Source organism: Pseudomonas sp. M47T1, from assembly GCF_000263855.1.
In the GTDB taxonomy this organism is placed as follows: domain Bacteria; phylum Pseudomonadota; class Gammaproteobacteria; order Pseudomonadales; family Pseudomonadaceae; genus Aquipseudomonas.
In genome coordinates this window covers 355144-371110 of the sequence record NZ_AJWX01000001.1, presented here as the reverse complement: position 1 = coordinate 371110, position 15967 = coordinate 355144, and the positions used below count along the sequence as shown (strand labels likewise).

The 15967-nt window shown below is 61.3% G+C and carries 13 protein-coding genes and 1 tRNA gene; 13 read left to right on the top strand and 1 reads right to left on the bottom strand.

The genetic code is table 11. The features are described from left to right. Window positions 1–52: 52 nt before the first annotated feature. The 8 genes from rpoD (at window position 53) to PMM47T1_RS01665 (ending at window position 10477) form a co-directional block, all read left to right on the top strand. Entirely contained in the window at window positions 53–1900 is a 1848-nt protein-coding gene (gene rpoD, locus PMM47T1_RS01700; RefSeq protein ID WP_008365183.1) for an RNA polymerase sigma factor RpoD, read from the top strand. A gap of 173 nt (window positions 1901–2073) precedes the next feature. Further along, window positions 2074–5808 (top strand): bifunctional diguanylate cyclase/phosphodiesterase, encoded by a 3735-nt coding sequence (locus tag PMM47T1_RS01695; RefSeq protein WP_008365181.1) that lies wholly within the window; start codon window positions 2074–2076, stop codon window positions 5806–5808. A gap of 15 nt (window positions 5809–5823) precedes the next feature. Further along, window positions 5824–5900: transfer RNA gene (locus tag PMM47T1_RS01690), tRNA-Ile, on the top strand. Between the two features lie 250 nt (window positions 5901–6150). Next, window positions 6151–6363: a CbtB domain-containing protein gene (locus tag PMM47T1_RS01685; RefSeq protein WP_008365178.1), complete on the top strand. Its 213-nt coding sequence runs from the start codon at window positions 6151–6153 to the stop codon at window positions 6361–6363. Between the two features lie 19 nt (window positions 6364–6382). After that, entirely contained in the window at window positions 6383–7111 is a 729-nt protein-coding gene (locus tag PMM47T1_RS01680; RefSeq protein ID WP_043300601.1) for a CbtA family protein, read from the top strand. A gap of 270 nt (window positions 7112–7381) precedes the next feature. Beyond that, window positions 7382–7840 carry an Lrp/AsnC family transcriptional regulator gene (locus tag PMM47T1_RS01675; protein ID WP_008365174.1) on the top strand — a complete coding sequence of 153 codons (459 nt, stop codon included), beginning with the start codon at window positions 7382–7384 and terminating at the stop codon, window positions 7838–7840. A gap of 142 nt (window positions 7841–7982) precedes the next feature. Then, on the top strand, window positions 7983–9665 hold the full coding sequence (locus PMM47T1_RS01670) for a flavin monoamine oxidase family protein (protein WP_008365171.1): 1683 nt from the start codon (window positions 7983–7985) through the stop codon (window positions 9663–9665). An 11-nt stretch (window positions 9666–9676) separates the two neighbouring features. Further along, entirely contained in the window at window positions 9677–10477 is an 801-nt protein-coding gene (locus PMM47T1_RS01665; protein ID WP_008365169.1) for a carbon-nitrogen hydrolase family protein, read from the top strand. Window positions 10478–10708: 231 nt separating this feature from the next. On the opposite strand, the gene PMM47T1_RS29640 is transcribed toward PMM47T1_RS01665, so the two are convergent. Then, complete coding sequence (locus PMM47T1_RS29640; RefSeq protein ID WP_157212933.1) at window positions 10709–10858, bottom strand: hypothetical protein; 150 nt, start codon at window positions 10856–10858, stop codon at window positions 10709–10711. A gap of 273 nt (window positions 10859–11131) precedes the next feature. On the opposite strand from PMM47T1_RS29640, the gene PMM47T1_RS01660 reads away from it, so the two are divergent. From PMM47T1_RS01660 to PMM47T1_RS01640, 5 genes are read left to right on the top strand one after another with little or no spacing between them, the layout of a single operon-like run. Continuing rightward, the gene (locus tag PMM47T1_RS01660; protein ID WP_008365168.1) at window positions 11132–11902 is read left to right on the top strand and encodes a hypothetical protein; all 771 of its coding nucleotides are present in this window, start codon (window positions 11132–11134) and stop codon (window positions 11900–11902) included. A gap of 43 nt (window positions 11903–11945) precedes the next feature. After that, window positions 11946–13061, top strand: a complete 1116-nt coding sequence (locus PMM47T1_RS01655) for a DegT/DnrJ/EryC1/StrS family aminotransferase (protein WP_008365166.1) — start codon at window positions 11946–11948, stop codon at window positions 13059–13061. A 5-nt stretch (window positions 13062–13066) separates the two neighbouring features. Next, on the top strand, window positions 13067–14584 hold the full coding sequence (locus PMM47T1_RS01650; protein WP_043300600.1) for an oligosaccharide flippase family protein: 1518 nt from the start codon (window positions 13067–13069) through the stop codon (window positions 14582–14584). Beyond that, window positions 14581–15510, top strand: a complete 930-nt coding sequence (locus PMM47T1_RS01645) for a glycosyltransferase family 2 protein (protein WP_008365163.1) — start codon at window positions 14581–14583, stop codon at window positions 15508–15510. Before PMM47T1_RS01650 ends, PMM47T1_RS01645 begins: the two co-directional genes overlap by 4 nt. An 8-nt stretch (window positions 15511–15518) precedes the next feature. Then, window positions 15519–15965, top strand: coding sequence for a low molecular weight protein-tyrosine-phosphatase (locus PMM47T1_RS01640; protein ID WP_008365161.1), 447 nt, complete (start codon window positions 15519–15521; stop codon window positions 15963–15965). The last annotated feature ends 2 nt before the right edge of the window (window positions 15966–15967 follow it).

The window sequence follows — 15967 nt, the reverse complement described above, 5'->3', positions numbered from 1 at the left end:
ATAATCCTCGGCTTGTTTTTTGCCCGCCAAGACCTTCAGTGGATAGGGTGTTATGTCCGGAAAAGCGCAACAGCAGTCTCGCATCAAAGAGTTGATCACCCGCGGTCGTGAGCAGGGCTACCTGACTTACGCGGAGGTCAACGACCACCTGCCTGAGGATATTTCAGATCCAGAGCAGGTGGAAGACATCATCCGCATGATCAACGACATGGGGATCAACGTATTCGAGAGTGCTCCGGATGCGGATGCCCTTTTGTTGGCCGAAGCCGACACCGACGAAGCAGCAGCTGAAGAAGCCGCCGCAGCGTTGGCGGCCGTGGAAACCGACATTGGTCGAACCACCGACCCAGTGCGCATGTACATGCGTGAAATGGGCACGGTCGAGCTTCTGACCCGCGAAGGCGAAATCGAAATCGCCAAGCGCATCGAGGAAGGCATCCGTGAAGTGATGGGCGCAATCGCGCACTTCCCTGGCACGGTTGACTACATCCTCGGCGAATACGATCGCGTCACCAGCGAAGGTGGTCGCCTGTCCGACGTCCTGAGCGGCTATATCGACCCGGACGACGGCATCGCGCCGCCTGCCGAAGTCCCGCCGCCTGTCGACCCGAAGGCGCCGGCCAAGGCCGAGTCTGACGACGACGAGGAAGAGAGCGACAGCAGCGACGACGAGGAAGAGACCGAAAGCGGTCCGGACCCAGTCGTGGCCGCACAGCGCTTCGGTGCCGTGTCCGAGCAATTGGACATCACCCTCAAGGCCTTGAAAAAGCACGGTCGCGACAGCAAGCAAGGCATTGCCGAGATGCTGGCCCTGGCCGAACTGTTCCAGCCGATCAAGCTGGTGCCAAAGCAGTTCGAAGTGCTGGTAGAGCGCGTTCGTGGTGCCCTGGACCGTTTGCGTCAGCAAGAGCGCGCCATCATGCAGCTGTGCGTGCGTGATGCCCGCATGCCGCGTGCCGACTTCCTGCGTCTGTTCCCGAGCAACGAAGTCGACATGACCTGGGCCGGTGACCTGGCCAAGCGCAGCACCAAGTGGGCCGAAGCACTGGGCCGCCTGAACGCTGACATCGTGCGTTGCCAGCAGAAGCTGGTCGACCTGGAGACCGAGACCGGTCTGACCATCGTCGAAATCAAGGATATCAACCGTCGCATGTCGATCGGCGAGGCCAAGGCCCGTCGCGCGAAGAAAGAGATGGTTGAAGCCAACCTGCGTCTGGTGATCTCGATCGCCAAGAAGTACACCAACCGTGGCCTGCAGTTCCTGGACCTGATCCAGGAAGGCAACATCGGCCTGATGAAGGCGGTGGACAAGTTCGAATACCGCCGCGGGTACAAGTTCTCGACGTACGCCACCTGGTGGATCCGTCAGGCCATTACCCGTTCGATCGCCGACCAGGCACGCACCATCCGTATTCCGGTGCACATGATCGAGACGATCAACAAGCTCAACCGCATTTCCCGGCAGATGCTGCAGGAAATGGGTCGCGAACCGACCCCGGAAGAGCTTGGCGAGCGCATGGAAATGCCTGAGGACAAGATCCGCAAGGTATTGAAGATCGCCAAAGAGCCGATCTCCATGGAAACGCCGATCGGTGATGACGAAGACTCGCACCTGGGCGACTTCATCGAAGACTCCACCATGCAATCGCCGATCGACGTGGCGACCGTGGAAAGTCTGAAGGAAGCCACCCGCGAAGTACTCGGCGGCCTGACCGCACGCGAAGCCAAGGTGCTGCGCATGCGTTTCGGCATCGACATGAATACCGACCACACGCTGGAAGAGGTCGGCAAGCAGTTCGATGTAACCCGCGAGCGGATTCGTCAGATCGAAGCCAAGGCGCTGCGCAAGCTGCGCCACCCGACGAGAAGCGAGCATCTGCGCTCCTTCCTCGACGAGTAATACCAAAACCCCCGGCCCTGCCGGGGGTTTTGCTTTCTGCTGACTATGGGAGCTGGCTTGCCAGCAAGCTCTTTGCCTGGGAAAAGTTCGCTGACAAGCCAGCCCCCACAATCGAGCACTTGCCCACCGGCCGTCTACACTCGAAGGATCCTATCCGGTCTGACGAGGCCCACATGCGCGTGCTGCTTTTGCTGCTCCTGCTGGGTTGGACAGCAATGGCCGATGCCCTCACCCTGACTGATCAGGAGCGGGCCTGGCTCAAGGACCACCACGAGCTGCGCCTGGGCGTGGACGCGTCGTGGCCACCTTTCGAGTTTCGTGACGCCGAGGGCCGCTATCAGGGGCTGGCGGCCGACTACGTTCGCCTGGTGCAACAGAGCCTGGACGTTGAGCTCAGGCCCATCGAGCCCACCAGCTGGTCACAAGTGCTGCAACTGGCGCGAGAGAGCAGGGTCGACGTACTGCCTGGGGTGATGTCCACTCCAGGCCGCCAGGCCTACATGGCATTTACCCGCCCCTACCTGGATTTTCCCATTGTCATACTGGCCCGCAAGGACGGCGCGCAACCACGCAAGCTTGAAGACCTGTACGGCCTGAAGGTTGCCGTGGTGGAAAACTATGCGCCCCACGAAATGCTGCGTAGCAACCACCCCGACCTCAACCTGGAGCCGCTGCCCAATGTCAGCTCGGCCCTTGAAGCCCTGGCCACCGGGCAGGTCGACGCCATGGTCGGCGACCTGGCCTCCAGCGTATGGAGCATGCGCCAGCTGAAACTGCAGGGCATCTACGTCAGCGGCGAGACGCCCTATCGCTACCAGTTGGCCATGGGCGTGCCCGCCGACCAGAAAATTCTTGCCGGCATCCTCGACAAGGCCATGGCCAGCCTGACACCGGCACAGGTCAACCAGATCCAGGAGCGCTGGGTTGGCCAGGTCATTGACCATCGCACCCTGTGGTATGACTACCTCACCTATGGGCTGCCGGCGTTGCTGTTGATTCTGGCGGTGCTGGCCGTGGTGTTGCGCATCAACCGCCGACTGAGCTCGGAGATTTCCCGGCGCATTGCGCTGGAACAGGAACTGCGCAGCAGCGAATACCACTACCGTGGGCTGGTAGAAAGCCTGTCGGCGATCGCCTGGGAAGCACGCACCAGCGATTTCGCCTATACCTACGTCTCGCCACACGCCGAGGCGTTGCTGGGCTACCCGCTGACTCACTGGCTCAAACCAGGCTTTTGGCGCAGTATTCTGCACCCTGACGATGCCGCCCGTGCGCAAGCGTATTGCGGCGCCGAGACCGAGGCCGGTCACGACCACATCATTGATTATCGCGTGATTACCGCTGACGGTCGCCACCTGTGGGTGCGCGATATCGTCAGCCTGATCCGCCACGGGCACCAGCCAGTGATGCGCGGCCTGATGATCGACATCAGCGAGATGAAACGCACTGAAGAGGCCCTGCGCGAGTCCGAACAGAAGTTCGCATCGGTATTTCGCCAGTGCCCGGATATTCTGGTCATAGCCCGCCTCAGCGACGGTTGCCTGCTGGAAGTCAACAAAGCCTTCGAAGAGCAGATTGGCCTGTACGCGACCGATGTGGTTGGCCGTACAGCCTCGGAGCTGAATTTATGGGGAATCGAAGGCGTTGGCCCCGAGCTGTTGCAGCGCGTGCAAGGTGGCAGCATCCGCAACCTGGAAATGCCTTTTCGACGCAGCAATGGCCAGATGTTCACCGGACTGGTGTCGGCCGAACCGTTCGATCTGGACGCCACGCCGGCCCTGGTGGTGGTGGTACGCGATATCACACAGCTCAAGGAAACGCGCCAGCAGCTGCAGATCAGCGAGGAGAAATTTGCCAAGGCCTTCCATGCATCGCCCGACGGCATGGTACTTAGCCGACAGAGCGATGGCATGCTGCTGGAAGTCAACGATGGCTTTACGCGCCTGAGTGGCCACACCAGTCGAGTATCGCTGGACCACTCGGCCATGGACCTGGGCCTGTGGGTAGACCTTAACCAGCGCAAGCGCATGCTCGATATTTTGGCGCGCGAAGGGTCGGTGCGGGACTTCATCTGCCTGCTGCGCCGCAACGACGGCGCCATTCGCCTGTGCGAACTGTCCTCCAGCCCGCTGCCCATCGGCGGAGAGCCCTGCATCCTGACCATTGCCCGGGACGTGACCGACCGCCAGCTGATGCAGGAAAAACTGCAACTGGCCGCCACCGTGTTCGAGAGCACCGCCGAGGGCGTGCTGATCACCGACACCCGCCAGCGCATCACTGCCGTGAACCGCGCCTTCAGTGAAATCACCGGTTACAGCGAGGCCGAGGCGCTGGACGCCACCCCCAGCCTGCTGGCGTCGGGGCAGCACGACAGCGCGTTTTACGTGGCCATGTGGCACCGCCTGACGGCCGAAGGGCACTGGCAGGGAGAAATCCATAACCGCCGCAAGAACGGTGAACTGTATCCCTGCTGGCTGACCATCAGCGCCGTGCGCAACGCCGATCAGGCACTGACCCATTTCGTCGCGGTATTTGCCGATATTTCCAGTCTGAAGCACGCCCAGGCGCGCCTGGATTACCAGGCCCACCACGACCCGCTTACTGGCCTGCCCAACCGCACGCTATTCGAAAGCCGCCTGCAGGCCTCGTTGAATCGCGAACACGACGACAGCGGCCAGGGCGCCGTGCTGTTCCTGGACCTGGACCGTTTCAAGCACATCAATGACAGCCTCGGGCACCCGGTAGGCGACCTGCTGCTCAAGGGAATTGCCCAACGTCTCAAGGAACAAGTGCGCGACATCGACACCGTGGCACGCCTGGGCGGCGATGAATTCATCATTCTGCTGCCCGGCCTGCAACAGGCCATGGACGCCGAGCACATCGCCAACAAATTGCTGGCCTGCTTTGCCGCGCCCTTCCAGGCGGGCGAGCATGAGTTCTTCACCAGCGCCAGCATCGGCACCAGCTTGTACCCGCAGGACGGCAGCGATGTGGCCAGCCTGATCAAGAATGCCGACGCGGCGATGTATCGCTCCAAGGCCAAGGGCCGCAACCGGGTGGAATCCTATACCCGCGACCTCACCGCCCAGGCCAGTGAGCGCGTGGCCCTGGAGCACGAACTGCGCAGAGCCATTGAACGCAATGAATTGAGCCTGGCTTACCAGCCAAAATTCAGCCTGCGCGACCATGCCCTGGTTGGGGCCGAGGCGTTGATTCGCTGGAGTCACCCTGTTTTTGGCGAAGTGCCTCCCGAGCGTTTTATCCAACTGGCCGAAGAAAACGGCATGATCCTGCAAATCGGCGACTGGGTGCTGGAACAGGCCTGCCGCCAGATGTACCAATGGCAACAGCGCTACCAGGACTTCGGCCCCCTGTCGGTCAACCTCGCTGGCGGCCAATTGCGCCAGCCAAGCCTACTCAAGCGCATCGAGCAACTGCTGCACGAATACAACCTGGCACCGGGCCGCCTGCAACTGGAAATCACCGAGAACTTCATCATGAGCCAGGCCGAGGAAGCCTTGGCAGTGCTGCACCAGCTCAAACAACTAGGCGTGCAACTGGCGATCGACGACTTCGGCACCGGCTATTCCTCGCTCAGTTACCTCAAGCGCCTGCCGCTGGATATCCTCAAAATCGACCAGTCGTTCGTTCGTGGCCTGCCGGCAGACACCCACGACGCCGCCATCGTGCGTGCCATTATTGCCTTGGGCCGCAGCATGCAATTGACGGTGATTGCCGAAGGCGTGGAGAACCAGGCACAGCAGCAATTTCTGGCCGAAGAAGGCTGCGAACAGATCCAGGGCTTCATCTTCAGCGTGCCCCTGGCCCCTGAAGAATTCGCCGCCTCGTTTCTTCGTATGAAGGTTTCAGACTTTTCGGATAGCACTGTAGAGAAACCATCGCTATAATCCGCGACCTACTGGGGGCCTATAGCTCAGTTGGTTAGAGCAGGGGACTCATAATCCCTTGGTCGCAGGTTCGAGTCCTGCTGGGCCCACCACGCTTCCAAAAGCCGCGCGCTGCGCGGCTTTTTTGTGCCTGAACCTTGCTACCGCTCGCTGCAACTGGAGATAGTTTCTCCAAATAATCTGCGAGCAGTTACACTTGCCAGGCCGTATCAAGTTGTTTCGGGAAGATAAGTCGGTCAAACACCGACGCGGTCGCGCCACTGTAGTCGGCTCCACGCCGTAAGCCAGACATTTTCCCGACCTTTCCACCGTAGCGGGGACGCGTAATCCCCAGAGGTAATCATGGCCTATAGCGCTGCTTCGCAAACCGATGTCTCGATCCCGACCATTCCCCTGGGCGAAATTTTGCCCTGGGCGATTTTTGGCGGCCTGTTGCTGATGCTGGCGATTTACTTCGTCGGTGCCGAGCAAGGCGCCACTGCTCTGTTCAAGGGCATGTACGTTCACGAGTTTGTGCACGATGGTCGTCACCTGCTGGGCTTCCCCTGCCACTGATTGAGTCGAGGTGCTTCAAATGACTGGTCGTTTACTCGTCAGGGGTATGCTTGTCGGCCTGTTGGCCGGCCTCCTCGCTTTCGGTTTCGCGAAGATTTTCGGTGAGCCTCAGGTTGACCGAGCCATCGCGTTCGAAGAAAGCATGGCGCACATGCACGGTGATGCCGAAGAACCCGAGCTGGTGAGCCGCGAAGTGCAAAGCACCTTCGGCCTGCTGACTGGCGTGGTGGTGTACAGCGTTTCTCTGGGCGGTATCTTTGCCCTGGTGTTCGCCTACTCCCTGGGCCGTATCGGCAAGGTCGGCCCGCGTGGCCTGTCGGCGCTGCTGGCGCTGGCTGCCTTCTTCGTGCTGATCGTGGTGCCGGAGCTCAAATACCCGGCCAACCCGCCGTCGGTGGGCAACCCGGACACCATCGGCCTGCGCACCAAAGTGTTCTTCATGATGCTGCTGGTTTCAGTGGTCGCCGCCGTGATCGCCATCAACGCCGCACGCAAGATCATCGCCAACGCCGGCCCATGGGCAGGCGTGATCAGCGGTGCGGCGCTGTACATTGTGATCGTCGCCGTGGTGGCCTCGCTGTTTCCCACCATCAACGAAGTGCCCGAGACCTTCTCGGCTGACGTGCTGTGGAAATTCCGCACCTCGTCGCTGGGCATCCAGTTGGTGCTGTGGACTACCCTGGGCCTGGTGTTCGGCCCGGTAGCCGAACGCCTGCTGCAACCTCGGCACGCTTTCGCGCACGCCTGAGTCGCCCCGCTGAGAAGAAACCGCGCCACGGCGCGGTTTTTTTATGCCTGGCGCGGCAGCGGCTACACATGCTGACGTCTGCTGCGCAGTTATTGCCTGATCTGGACAGTGAGCCGATTAACTGCCTTAATCGGCTCGCCCGAGGAACCTTGCGATGTCTCCCACTCCATTCTGGGCGAGCGTGGGTTCACCAACGGTCGGGTTCCGGACGCAGCACCCGCGACCACATCAATCTCGCCGGGGATGCCCCGCCGCCACCGAGCCCCGTTCATGAGTGACCGTACCCTGCCCCTCGACGAAATCGACCGCCAACTGATCGCCGCCCTGCAAATCAACGCCCGCGAGAGCGTTGCCGTGCTGGCTCGGCAGCTGGGCATCGCGCGCACAACGGTAACCTCGCGCCTGGCGCGCCTGGAAAAAGCCAAGGTCATCACCGGTTATGGCGTGCGCCTGGGCCAGCGCCTGGCGGACGGTGGCCTGCAAGCCTACGTGGGCATTACCGTGCAACCTCGTTCAGGCAAGGAAGTGGTCCGCCGGCTGAGCGCCATGGGCCAAGTCCAGCAGCTGTGCGCCGTAAGCGGCGAGTTCGACTACGTGGCCTGGCTGCGTACCGACTCGCCAGAGCAATTGGATCAACTACTGGACCAGATCGGCGGCGTAGAGGGCGTGGAAAAGACCACCACCTCCATCATCCTCAGCAGCAAAGTGGATCGCGGGCAGGCACTTTGACCTATATATTCGTCACTTTGTAGCGAATTAGGTCATTACGACAACATTCTGCATCTTAATTACGACATGGCTCCTCCCTAAAATGGCTGGCATCCCTTTTCTATACTGAAGATTCGCTCAGTAGCCGCCCATAAGGACCGCCATGACTCAGCACAATCGTCACCCCGCCGACGGCAAGAAGCCGATCACCATTTTCGGCCCGGACTTTCCGTTCGCCTTCGACGACTGGATCGAGCACCCGGCGGGCCTGGGCATGATTCCCGAGGAGAACCACGGGGCCGAGGTGGCCATTGTCGGTGCCGGTATCGCCGGCCTGGTCGCGGCCTATGAGTTGATGAAGCTGGGGCTCAAGCCGGTGCTTTACGAAGCTTCGAAAATGGGCGGCCGCTTGCGTTCCCAGGCGTTCGAGGGCACCGACGGCATTGTTGCCGAGCTGGGCGGCATGCGTTTTCCCGTGTCGTCCACGGCGTTCTACCACTACGTGGACAAATTGGGCCTGCAGACCAAGCCATTTCCCAACCCGTTGACCGCTGCATCCGGCAGTACCGTCATCGACCTGGAAGGCCAGACCCACTACGCCCGCTCCATCGCCGACCTGCCCGCGCTGTTCCAGGAAGTGGCCGATGCCTGGGCCGACGCGCTGGAAGCAGGCTCGGGGTTCAGCGAGATCCAACAGGCCATCCGCGACCGTGACGTACCGCGCCTCAAGGCGCTGTGGAACACGCTGGTACCGCTGTGGGACGACCGTACTTTCTACGATTTTGTCGCCACGTCCAAGGCGTTCGCCAAACTGTCTTTCCACCATCGTGAAGTGTTCGGCCAGGTGGGCTTCGGCACCGGAGGCTGGGACTCGGACTTCCCCAATTCGATGCTGGAGATTTTCCGCGTGGTGATGACCAACTGCGACGACCACCAGCACCTGGTGGTGGGCGGTGTCGAGCAGGTGCCTCAAGGCATCTGGCGCCATTCGCCGCAGCGATGCGCGCACTGGCCGGCGGGCACCAGCCTGAGCTCACTGCACCACGGCGCGCCGCGCGGTGGGGTGAAAAAAATCTCCCGCGCCGCCGACGGTCGCTTCGCGGTCACCGACAACTGGGGCGACACCCGCCACTACGCAGCCGTGCTCGCTACCTGCCAGAGCTGGCTGCTGACCACGCAGATCGAGTGCGAGGAATCGCTGTTCTCACAAAAGATGTGGATGGCCCTGGACCGCACGCGCTACATGCAATCGTCCAAGACCTTCGTGATGGTCGACCGCCCGTTCTGGAAGGACAAGCACCCAGAAACCGGCCGCGACCTGATGAGCATGACCCTCACAGACCGGCTGACCCGGGGCACTTACCTGTTCGACAACGGCGATGACAAGCCCGGGGTGATCTGCCTGTCCTATTCGTGGATGAGCGATGCCCTGAAAATGCTGCCGCACCCGGTGGAAAAGCGCGTGAAGCTGGCACTGGACGCCTTGAAGAAGATCTACCCCGACGTAGACATCGCCGGCCACATCATTGGCGACCCGATCACCGTGTCCTGGGAGGCCGACCCGCATTTCCTCGGTGCCTTCAAGGGCGCCCTGCCCGGCCACTATCGCTACAACCAGCGTATGTACGCCCACTTCATGCAGCACGACATGGCTGACGAGCATCGCGGCATTTTCATTGCAGGCGACGACGTGTCCTGGACCCCGGCCTGGGTAGAAGGCGCGGTGCAGACGTCGCTGAATGCAGTGTGGGGGATCATGAAACACTTTGGCGGCCGCTGCCATCCGGATAACCCCGGCCCCGGCGATGTCTTCAACGACATCGGCCCCATCGCCCTCGCCGAATAAGGAGCGCCCCCGTGCATATCGCGCTCTACCAGTGCCCGCCCCAGCCCCTGAACGTCATCGACAACCTGGCGCGCCTGCAAGCCCAGGTGCGCCTCGCCAAGACCCAGGGCGTTGAGCTGCTGGTGTTTCCAGAGATGTTCCTCACCGGCTACAACATAGGCGCCCCGGCGGTGCAGCGCTTGGCCGAAGCGGCCAATGGCCCGTCGGCGCATGTCATTGCCGGCATTGCCGAGGCTCACGGCATGGCCATCGCCTACGGCTACCCCGAGCGCTCCGCCGACGGCCGCGTCTACAACAGCGCGCAGTTGTTCGATGCCCGAGGCAACAGCCGCCTCAATTACCGCAAGACGCACTTGTTCGGCGAACTCGACCGGGCCATGTTCAGCCCTGGCGCCGACCACTTCCCGGTAGTGGAACTGGACGGTTGGCAAGTGGGCCTGTTGATCTGCTACGACATCGAATTCCCGGAAAACGCCAGAAGACTGGCTCTAGCCGGCGCAGAGCTGATTGTGGTGCCCACCGCCAATATGCTGCCATTTGAGTTTATCGCTGACGTGACAGTGCGCAGCCGCGCCTTCGAAAACCAGTGCTTCGTGGCGTATGCCAACTACTGCGGTAACGAGGGGCATGTGCACTACTGCGGATTGAGCAGCGTGGCCGGTCCAGACGGCACGCGTTGCGTACAGGCGGGTGGCGGCCCGGCGTTGATCAGCAGCGTGCTGGCGCGAGAATCATTGCTTGAAGCGCGCAAAAGCAACGATTACCGCCTTGATCGCCGCCCCGAACTGTATCGTCCGATTTCCGATCAGTAGTCAATTTACCGCCATTTACCAAACCCTCACTGCCAGCCCTTCGTTTTTTTGACGTCGGTAAATATTCGTCCCTTCCGCAGCGCCAGTAGGGCGCTGAAACCCCCGTAGGGCGGCGCCCCCAGCAAATACAAGGGTGGCGCCTCGGCACCGTGGCAAAATTCAGGCATTTGGCCATGAATCATCAAAAACGCCAGCAAAACGCCAGCGCCAACTTTCCAACATCTTTATAAATCAATATGTTAACGCTTGTCCTCCACCATAAATCGGGTTCAGGCGCTTTTTTTGACAAAAGCGATTGACAGCCTGACGCAGACAGTCGATATATCTCTCTACCCGCCGCCAAAAAGTTGTGGGGCGCACCGTATCGAAGAATGCGGTCATGCGTAAATCCTGAAGTAACTGATAACGTCTGCCAGCACTTATTTTAATTTTAACGGCGCGACTTTTCCGCGCCTTTGTATGGGCTTTGACAACGCTGCGCGCAACAAACTTGTTATCACAAGTGGGCGGTAGCTTTGTCCAGAACAAAACTTTCCGGTGTGGTCCGCTAGTGTCGGACCTGGCGGTAGCTTTGCCCAACGAAAGTAAAAACAACAACGTCGATGTCCTGCATTCGCGACCTCTCCCAATAAAAAACGCAGCGAGTCTGTTGCCATGTCGCCCTTGATTCATATTGATGAAGCCACCTCGGCACGCCTGGCCGATGACATGAACCAGCACGGTTACGCCACCTTGGAACATGCCCTGGGCACAGAGGCGCTGAGCGAGTTGCGCGCCTACGTCGATCAGCAAGCCGCCCGTCATAACAATCAGTACTTCGCCTACCACGGCTATGCGGCGCTGGCCGGCAGTTCCTTGGCCACGCTGGGAAAATCCCCCGACTTCAAGCTGTTGCTGGCGCGCCTGCACGCCCAGGGCACTGGCCGCCAGCCAGCCAGCGACGAAATATTCCCGGTGCTGCGCTGCGTCCAGGGCGGAAGCGGGCGCAAGGAGTCCAACGCGTTCCACTACGACGCCACCTTACTGACGATGCTCATCCCCATCTTCACCCCACTGGAAGGCGAGCAGCGCGGCGACCTGATCCTGTTCCCCAACCTGCGCAAGGTTCGCGCCTGGGTGGTGATGAACGTCCTGGAAAAGTTCCTATTCCAGAATGCACTTTGCAGAAAGCTTATAACTGCCTGTATTGATCGGGGTTTATTAAAACCCACGACACTAAGAATTGTTCCCGGCAATGTTTATTTCTTCTGGGGCTATCGCTCGTTACATGCCAACCAGCCGTGCGACCCTGCGTTTAGACGCGCCACTGCATTGTTTCATTTCGGCGACCCCCACGCGGGTAGCCTGGTGACCCGGTTGATATTGAAACTCAACCAGCATCGGGCGCGAAAAGTTGTCGCACGCACCGACGCCCCCCAGTCCTGAACCTACGCCCTGACGCCCCTGTGGCCTTTGCCGGGAGAATCCCATGATTAACGTGACCAAGTCTTATCTGGGCAACATCGACAAGTTCAAGGCGTACGTGGATCTGATCTACGCCTCGCACTGGATGACCAACCACGGCCCGCTCTGCTGCGAGCTGGAAGAACGCCTGAAAGAATACCTGGGCGTGCGCAACCTGATCCTGACCAACAACGGCACCCTGGCCCTGCAAGTGGCCTATCGCGCCCTGGGTTTGAGCGGCAGCGCAGTGACCACGCCCTTCAGCTTCGTGGCCACCAGCAGCACCTTGCAGTGGGAGAACATCCGTCCGGTGTTCGCCGACATCGACCCACACACCTGGAACATCGACCCCGACCAGATCGAATCACGCATCGGCTCCGATACCAGCGCCATCGTCGCCACCCATGTGTTCGGCAACCCTTGCGCGGTGGAGCGCATCGATGCCATCGCCAAGCGCCGCAACCTCAAGGTGGTCTATGACGGCGCCCATGCCTTCAGCGTGCGCCACGCCGGCCAGTCCGTGTACAACTGGGGCGACGCCAGCACCCTGAGCTTCCACGCCACCAAGCTGTTCCACACCATCGAAGGTGGCGCCATCGTCACCCAGGATGACGACCTGGCACGCGAGATCCGCAAGCTGTGCAACTTCGGCATCACCGGCGTCGACCGCGTGGAAGGGCTGGGTACCAACGCCAAGCTCAACGAGTTCTCCTCGGCCATGGGCCTGTGTGTGCTGGACGACATTGAGCACATCCTGGAACAGCGCGCCGAAATGGGCCATTACTACGAACAGCACCTGCGCGGCCACTTCGACCTGCAAGGTGTGAACGCCGGCGACGAGATCAACTACAGCTACTTCCCGGTTGGCCTGCAGAACCAGGCCGAAGCCCTGGCGGTGCGCGACACCCTGCAAGAACAGGGCATCAACCCGCGCCGCTACTTCTACCCGTCGCTTGACACCCTGGACTACCTCCAGCCCCAGGCCGCACAACCCCATTCGCGCGGCCTGAGCCAACGCATTCTGTGCCTGCCGATTTACCCGGGGCTGGAACGCGCCGTGCAGGACCAGGTGATCACCTCGCTGTTGCGTCAGCGTGAGCAGGCGCCGGCTTGCAACGTTTCGCTGGCCCACGCGGTATAACGGCCATGAGGAAGCTATCGGTGGTGCACAACACCACCATCAGCTACCTGGGCCAGGCCTATGCGTTGCTGGTGGGCATCCTGATCATGCCGTTCTACCTCGGCCACCTGGGTGCCGAGGTGTATGGCCTGATCGGGTTCTACGCAGTACTGCAAGCTTGGCTGCAACTGCTGGACGTAGGCATGTCGCCGTCGCTGGTGCGTGAAATCGCCCACCATCAAGGTTGCCCGCAAAGCCAGCGCCTGTCCGGCTGGCTACTGCGCTCCTTCGAACTGATCTTCCTGCCCCTTGCGCTGTTGTGCGTGCTGGGCGTGTGGCTGGCCAGCCCATGGATCGCCAGCCAATGGCTCAACGCCCAGCACCTGCCAGCGCAAACACTGGCCCATTGCGTGGCGCTGATGGGCCTGCTGGTAGCGTTCCGGCTGTATGCCACTTTGTACAAGAGCGGCCTGCAAGGCCTGGAGCTTCACGCCTGGCTCAACAGCGCCAACGTCATCATTGCCACCCTGCGTTATTTCGGCGGCCTGGCCCTGGTGGCCTGGGTGTCGAAAGACGCCATCGTGTTCTTCGAGTTCCAGGTGGCCGTGGCGCTGATCGAAGCCCTGGTGTTCGCCGGCAAGGCCTGGCGCCGCCTGCCGGCCCCGCAACTGCTCAGCGGCTTCAACTGGACGCTGGTGAAACCGGTACTGCCTTTTGCCGCCAGCATTTCCCTGAGTTCGGTGCTGTGGATCCTGCTCACGCAACTGGACAAGGTGCTGCTGTCGGCCGCGCTGACCCTCAAGGACTACGGGTACTTTTCGCTGGTAGCACTGGTCAGCACCGGCATCGTGATGTTGATCAACCCGCTGGTGCAAACCCTGTTGCCGCGCATGACCACGCTGATGGCGGAAGGTCGCGAGGCAGACATGCAGCGCCTGTACCTGTCGGCGCACCGCTTTGTCGCCACCTTCATCATGCCGCTGTCAGCGGTGGTGGCCGTGCACGGCAGCGCCTTGATCTACGCCTGGAGCGGGGATCACCAGGCCGCCCAGTGGGTGGCGCCCATCCTGTTCTGGTACGCCCTGGGCAGCGGCATCCTCAGTTTGAGCGGCTTCCAGTTCTACCTGCAATACGCCCACGGCAATGTGCGCCTGCACCTGTGGTACAGCCTGATATCGGCGTTGATCACCGTGCCGGTGCTGGCCCTGGCGGTGCACCTGCAGGGCGCCCAAGGCGCGGCCATCGCCTGGTTCGTGCTGCGCCTGGTGGCGTTCGCCCTGTGGCCGGCGTTCGTGCACCACCGGCTGGCCCCCGGCATCCACGGCCAATGGCTGCACGACGTGTTGCGCATCACCCTGATGAGCGCCTTGGGCCTGGCACTGACCCTGCCGCTGGTGCGGGCATTGACCGGTGAAAACCGCCTGCAGACCTTCTTCGCCCTGGCGCTGTGCGGCCTGATCACCCTGTTGCTGGTGGCCGGCAGCTACCGCCCCTTGCTGCAACGCGTCCTTCTGATATTCAACCGTATGAGCACTCAACGATGAACAGCAGACCCGAAAGCGAGATCACCAAACACTGGGGCACGGCACGCGAGCCACTGCTGAGCATCGTCTGCCCCACCTACAACCACGAACACTTCGTGGCGCAGACCCTGGACAGCTTTCTGGCCCAGCAGACCGATTTCCCATTCGAAGTGGTCATCAACGATGACTGCTCAACCGACGGCACCGCCGCCATCGTCGCCGAGTACGCGCGCCATTACCCCACCATCATTCGCGCGCAGCTGCAGACCGAGAACCAGTACCAGCAAGGCAACCACCCTTGCCCCGGCCTGTTTCGCATGGGCCGCGGCAAGTACATTGCCTTCTGTGAGGGCGACGACTACTGGACCGACCCCACCAAGCTGCAAAAGCAGGTGGACTTCCTCGAAAGCCACTTGGACTACGTGCTCACCTACCACGATGCCATGGCGTTCAACGAGCACGGCATGCTGGGCATCCAGTTGCAGGGCAAGGGCCAGAGCGATGCCACCAGCCTTGAGCTGATGAAGGGCCGCCCCCTCTCGACGCTGACCGTGTGCTTTCGCAACGTGCTGCACCAGCTGCCTCGGGAGCTGGTGGGCGCGCCGCTCAATGACCTGGTGTGGTGGTGCCTGCTGGGCGCCCACGGCAAGGGTAAGTACCAGGGCGACATCGCCCCCGCCGCCTACCGCGTGCACAGCGGTGGCGTGTTTTCCATGCGCTCGGACAAGAAAAAGCTGCAGATGACCCTGCACACCTACGGCTCCCTGGCCAATTACTACTTCCGCATTGGCAACCAGGCGCTGTACGAACACTGCCAGGTGCAACTGTTTGGCCTGTCGCTGTCGGCCATTTCCCCGCTGCAAAAGCTCCTGGCCCTGGCCCTGGTAGCACGCAACGTCAGCGTCAACCTATTCCGGCGCGTTACCGCGTCGGCCGTGCGTGGCTGAGCGTGGCCATGTTCAGCAGGGTGCTGATCGTCTGCGTCGGCAATGTATGCCGCAGCCCCATGGCCGCGGCCCTGTTGCGCCAACGCGGGGGCAGGCGCCTGGAGATCTGCTCGGCGGGGGTGCAGGCGCACAACGGCGCGCACATGGACGCCGACGCCAAGGCGGTGCTCAAGCAGCACCGTGTGAAGAGCGGTGACCACCGCGCCTGCCAGCTCACCCCAGAGCTGCTGCACTGGGCCGACCTGGTGCTGCTGATGGAACAGGAGCAATTGAAACGAGTTGTCCGCCTGGCCCCGGAGGTTCGAGGCAAGGTGTTTTTGATCGGCAAGTGGCAGAACGACCTGCAGATCGCCGACCCCTACCGTCGCCAGAAGAACGCCTTTCAACAGACCTACACGCATTTATCGCGCTGCGTCGATGACTGGTTGCCCTACCTGAGTATTGAGGATCAATAAAA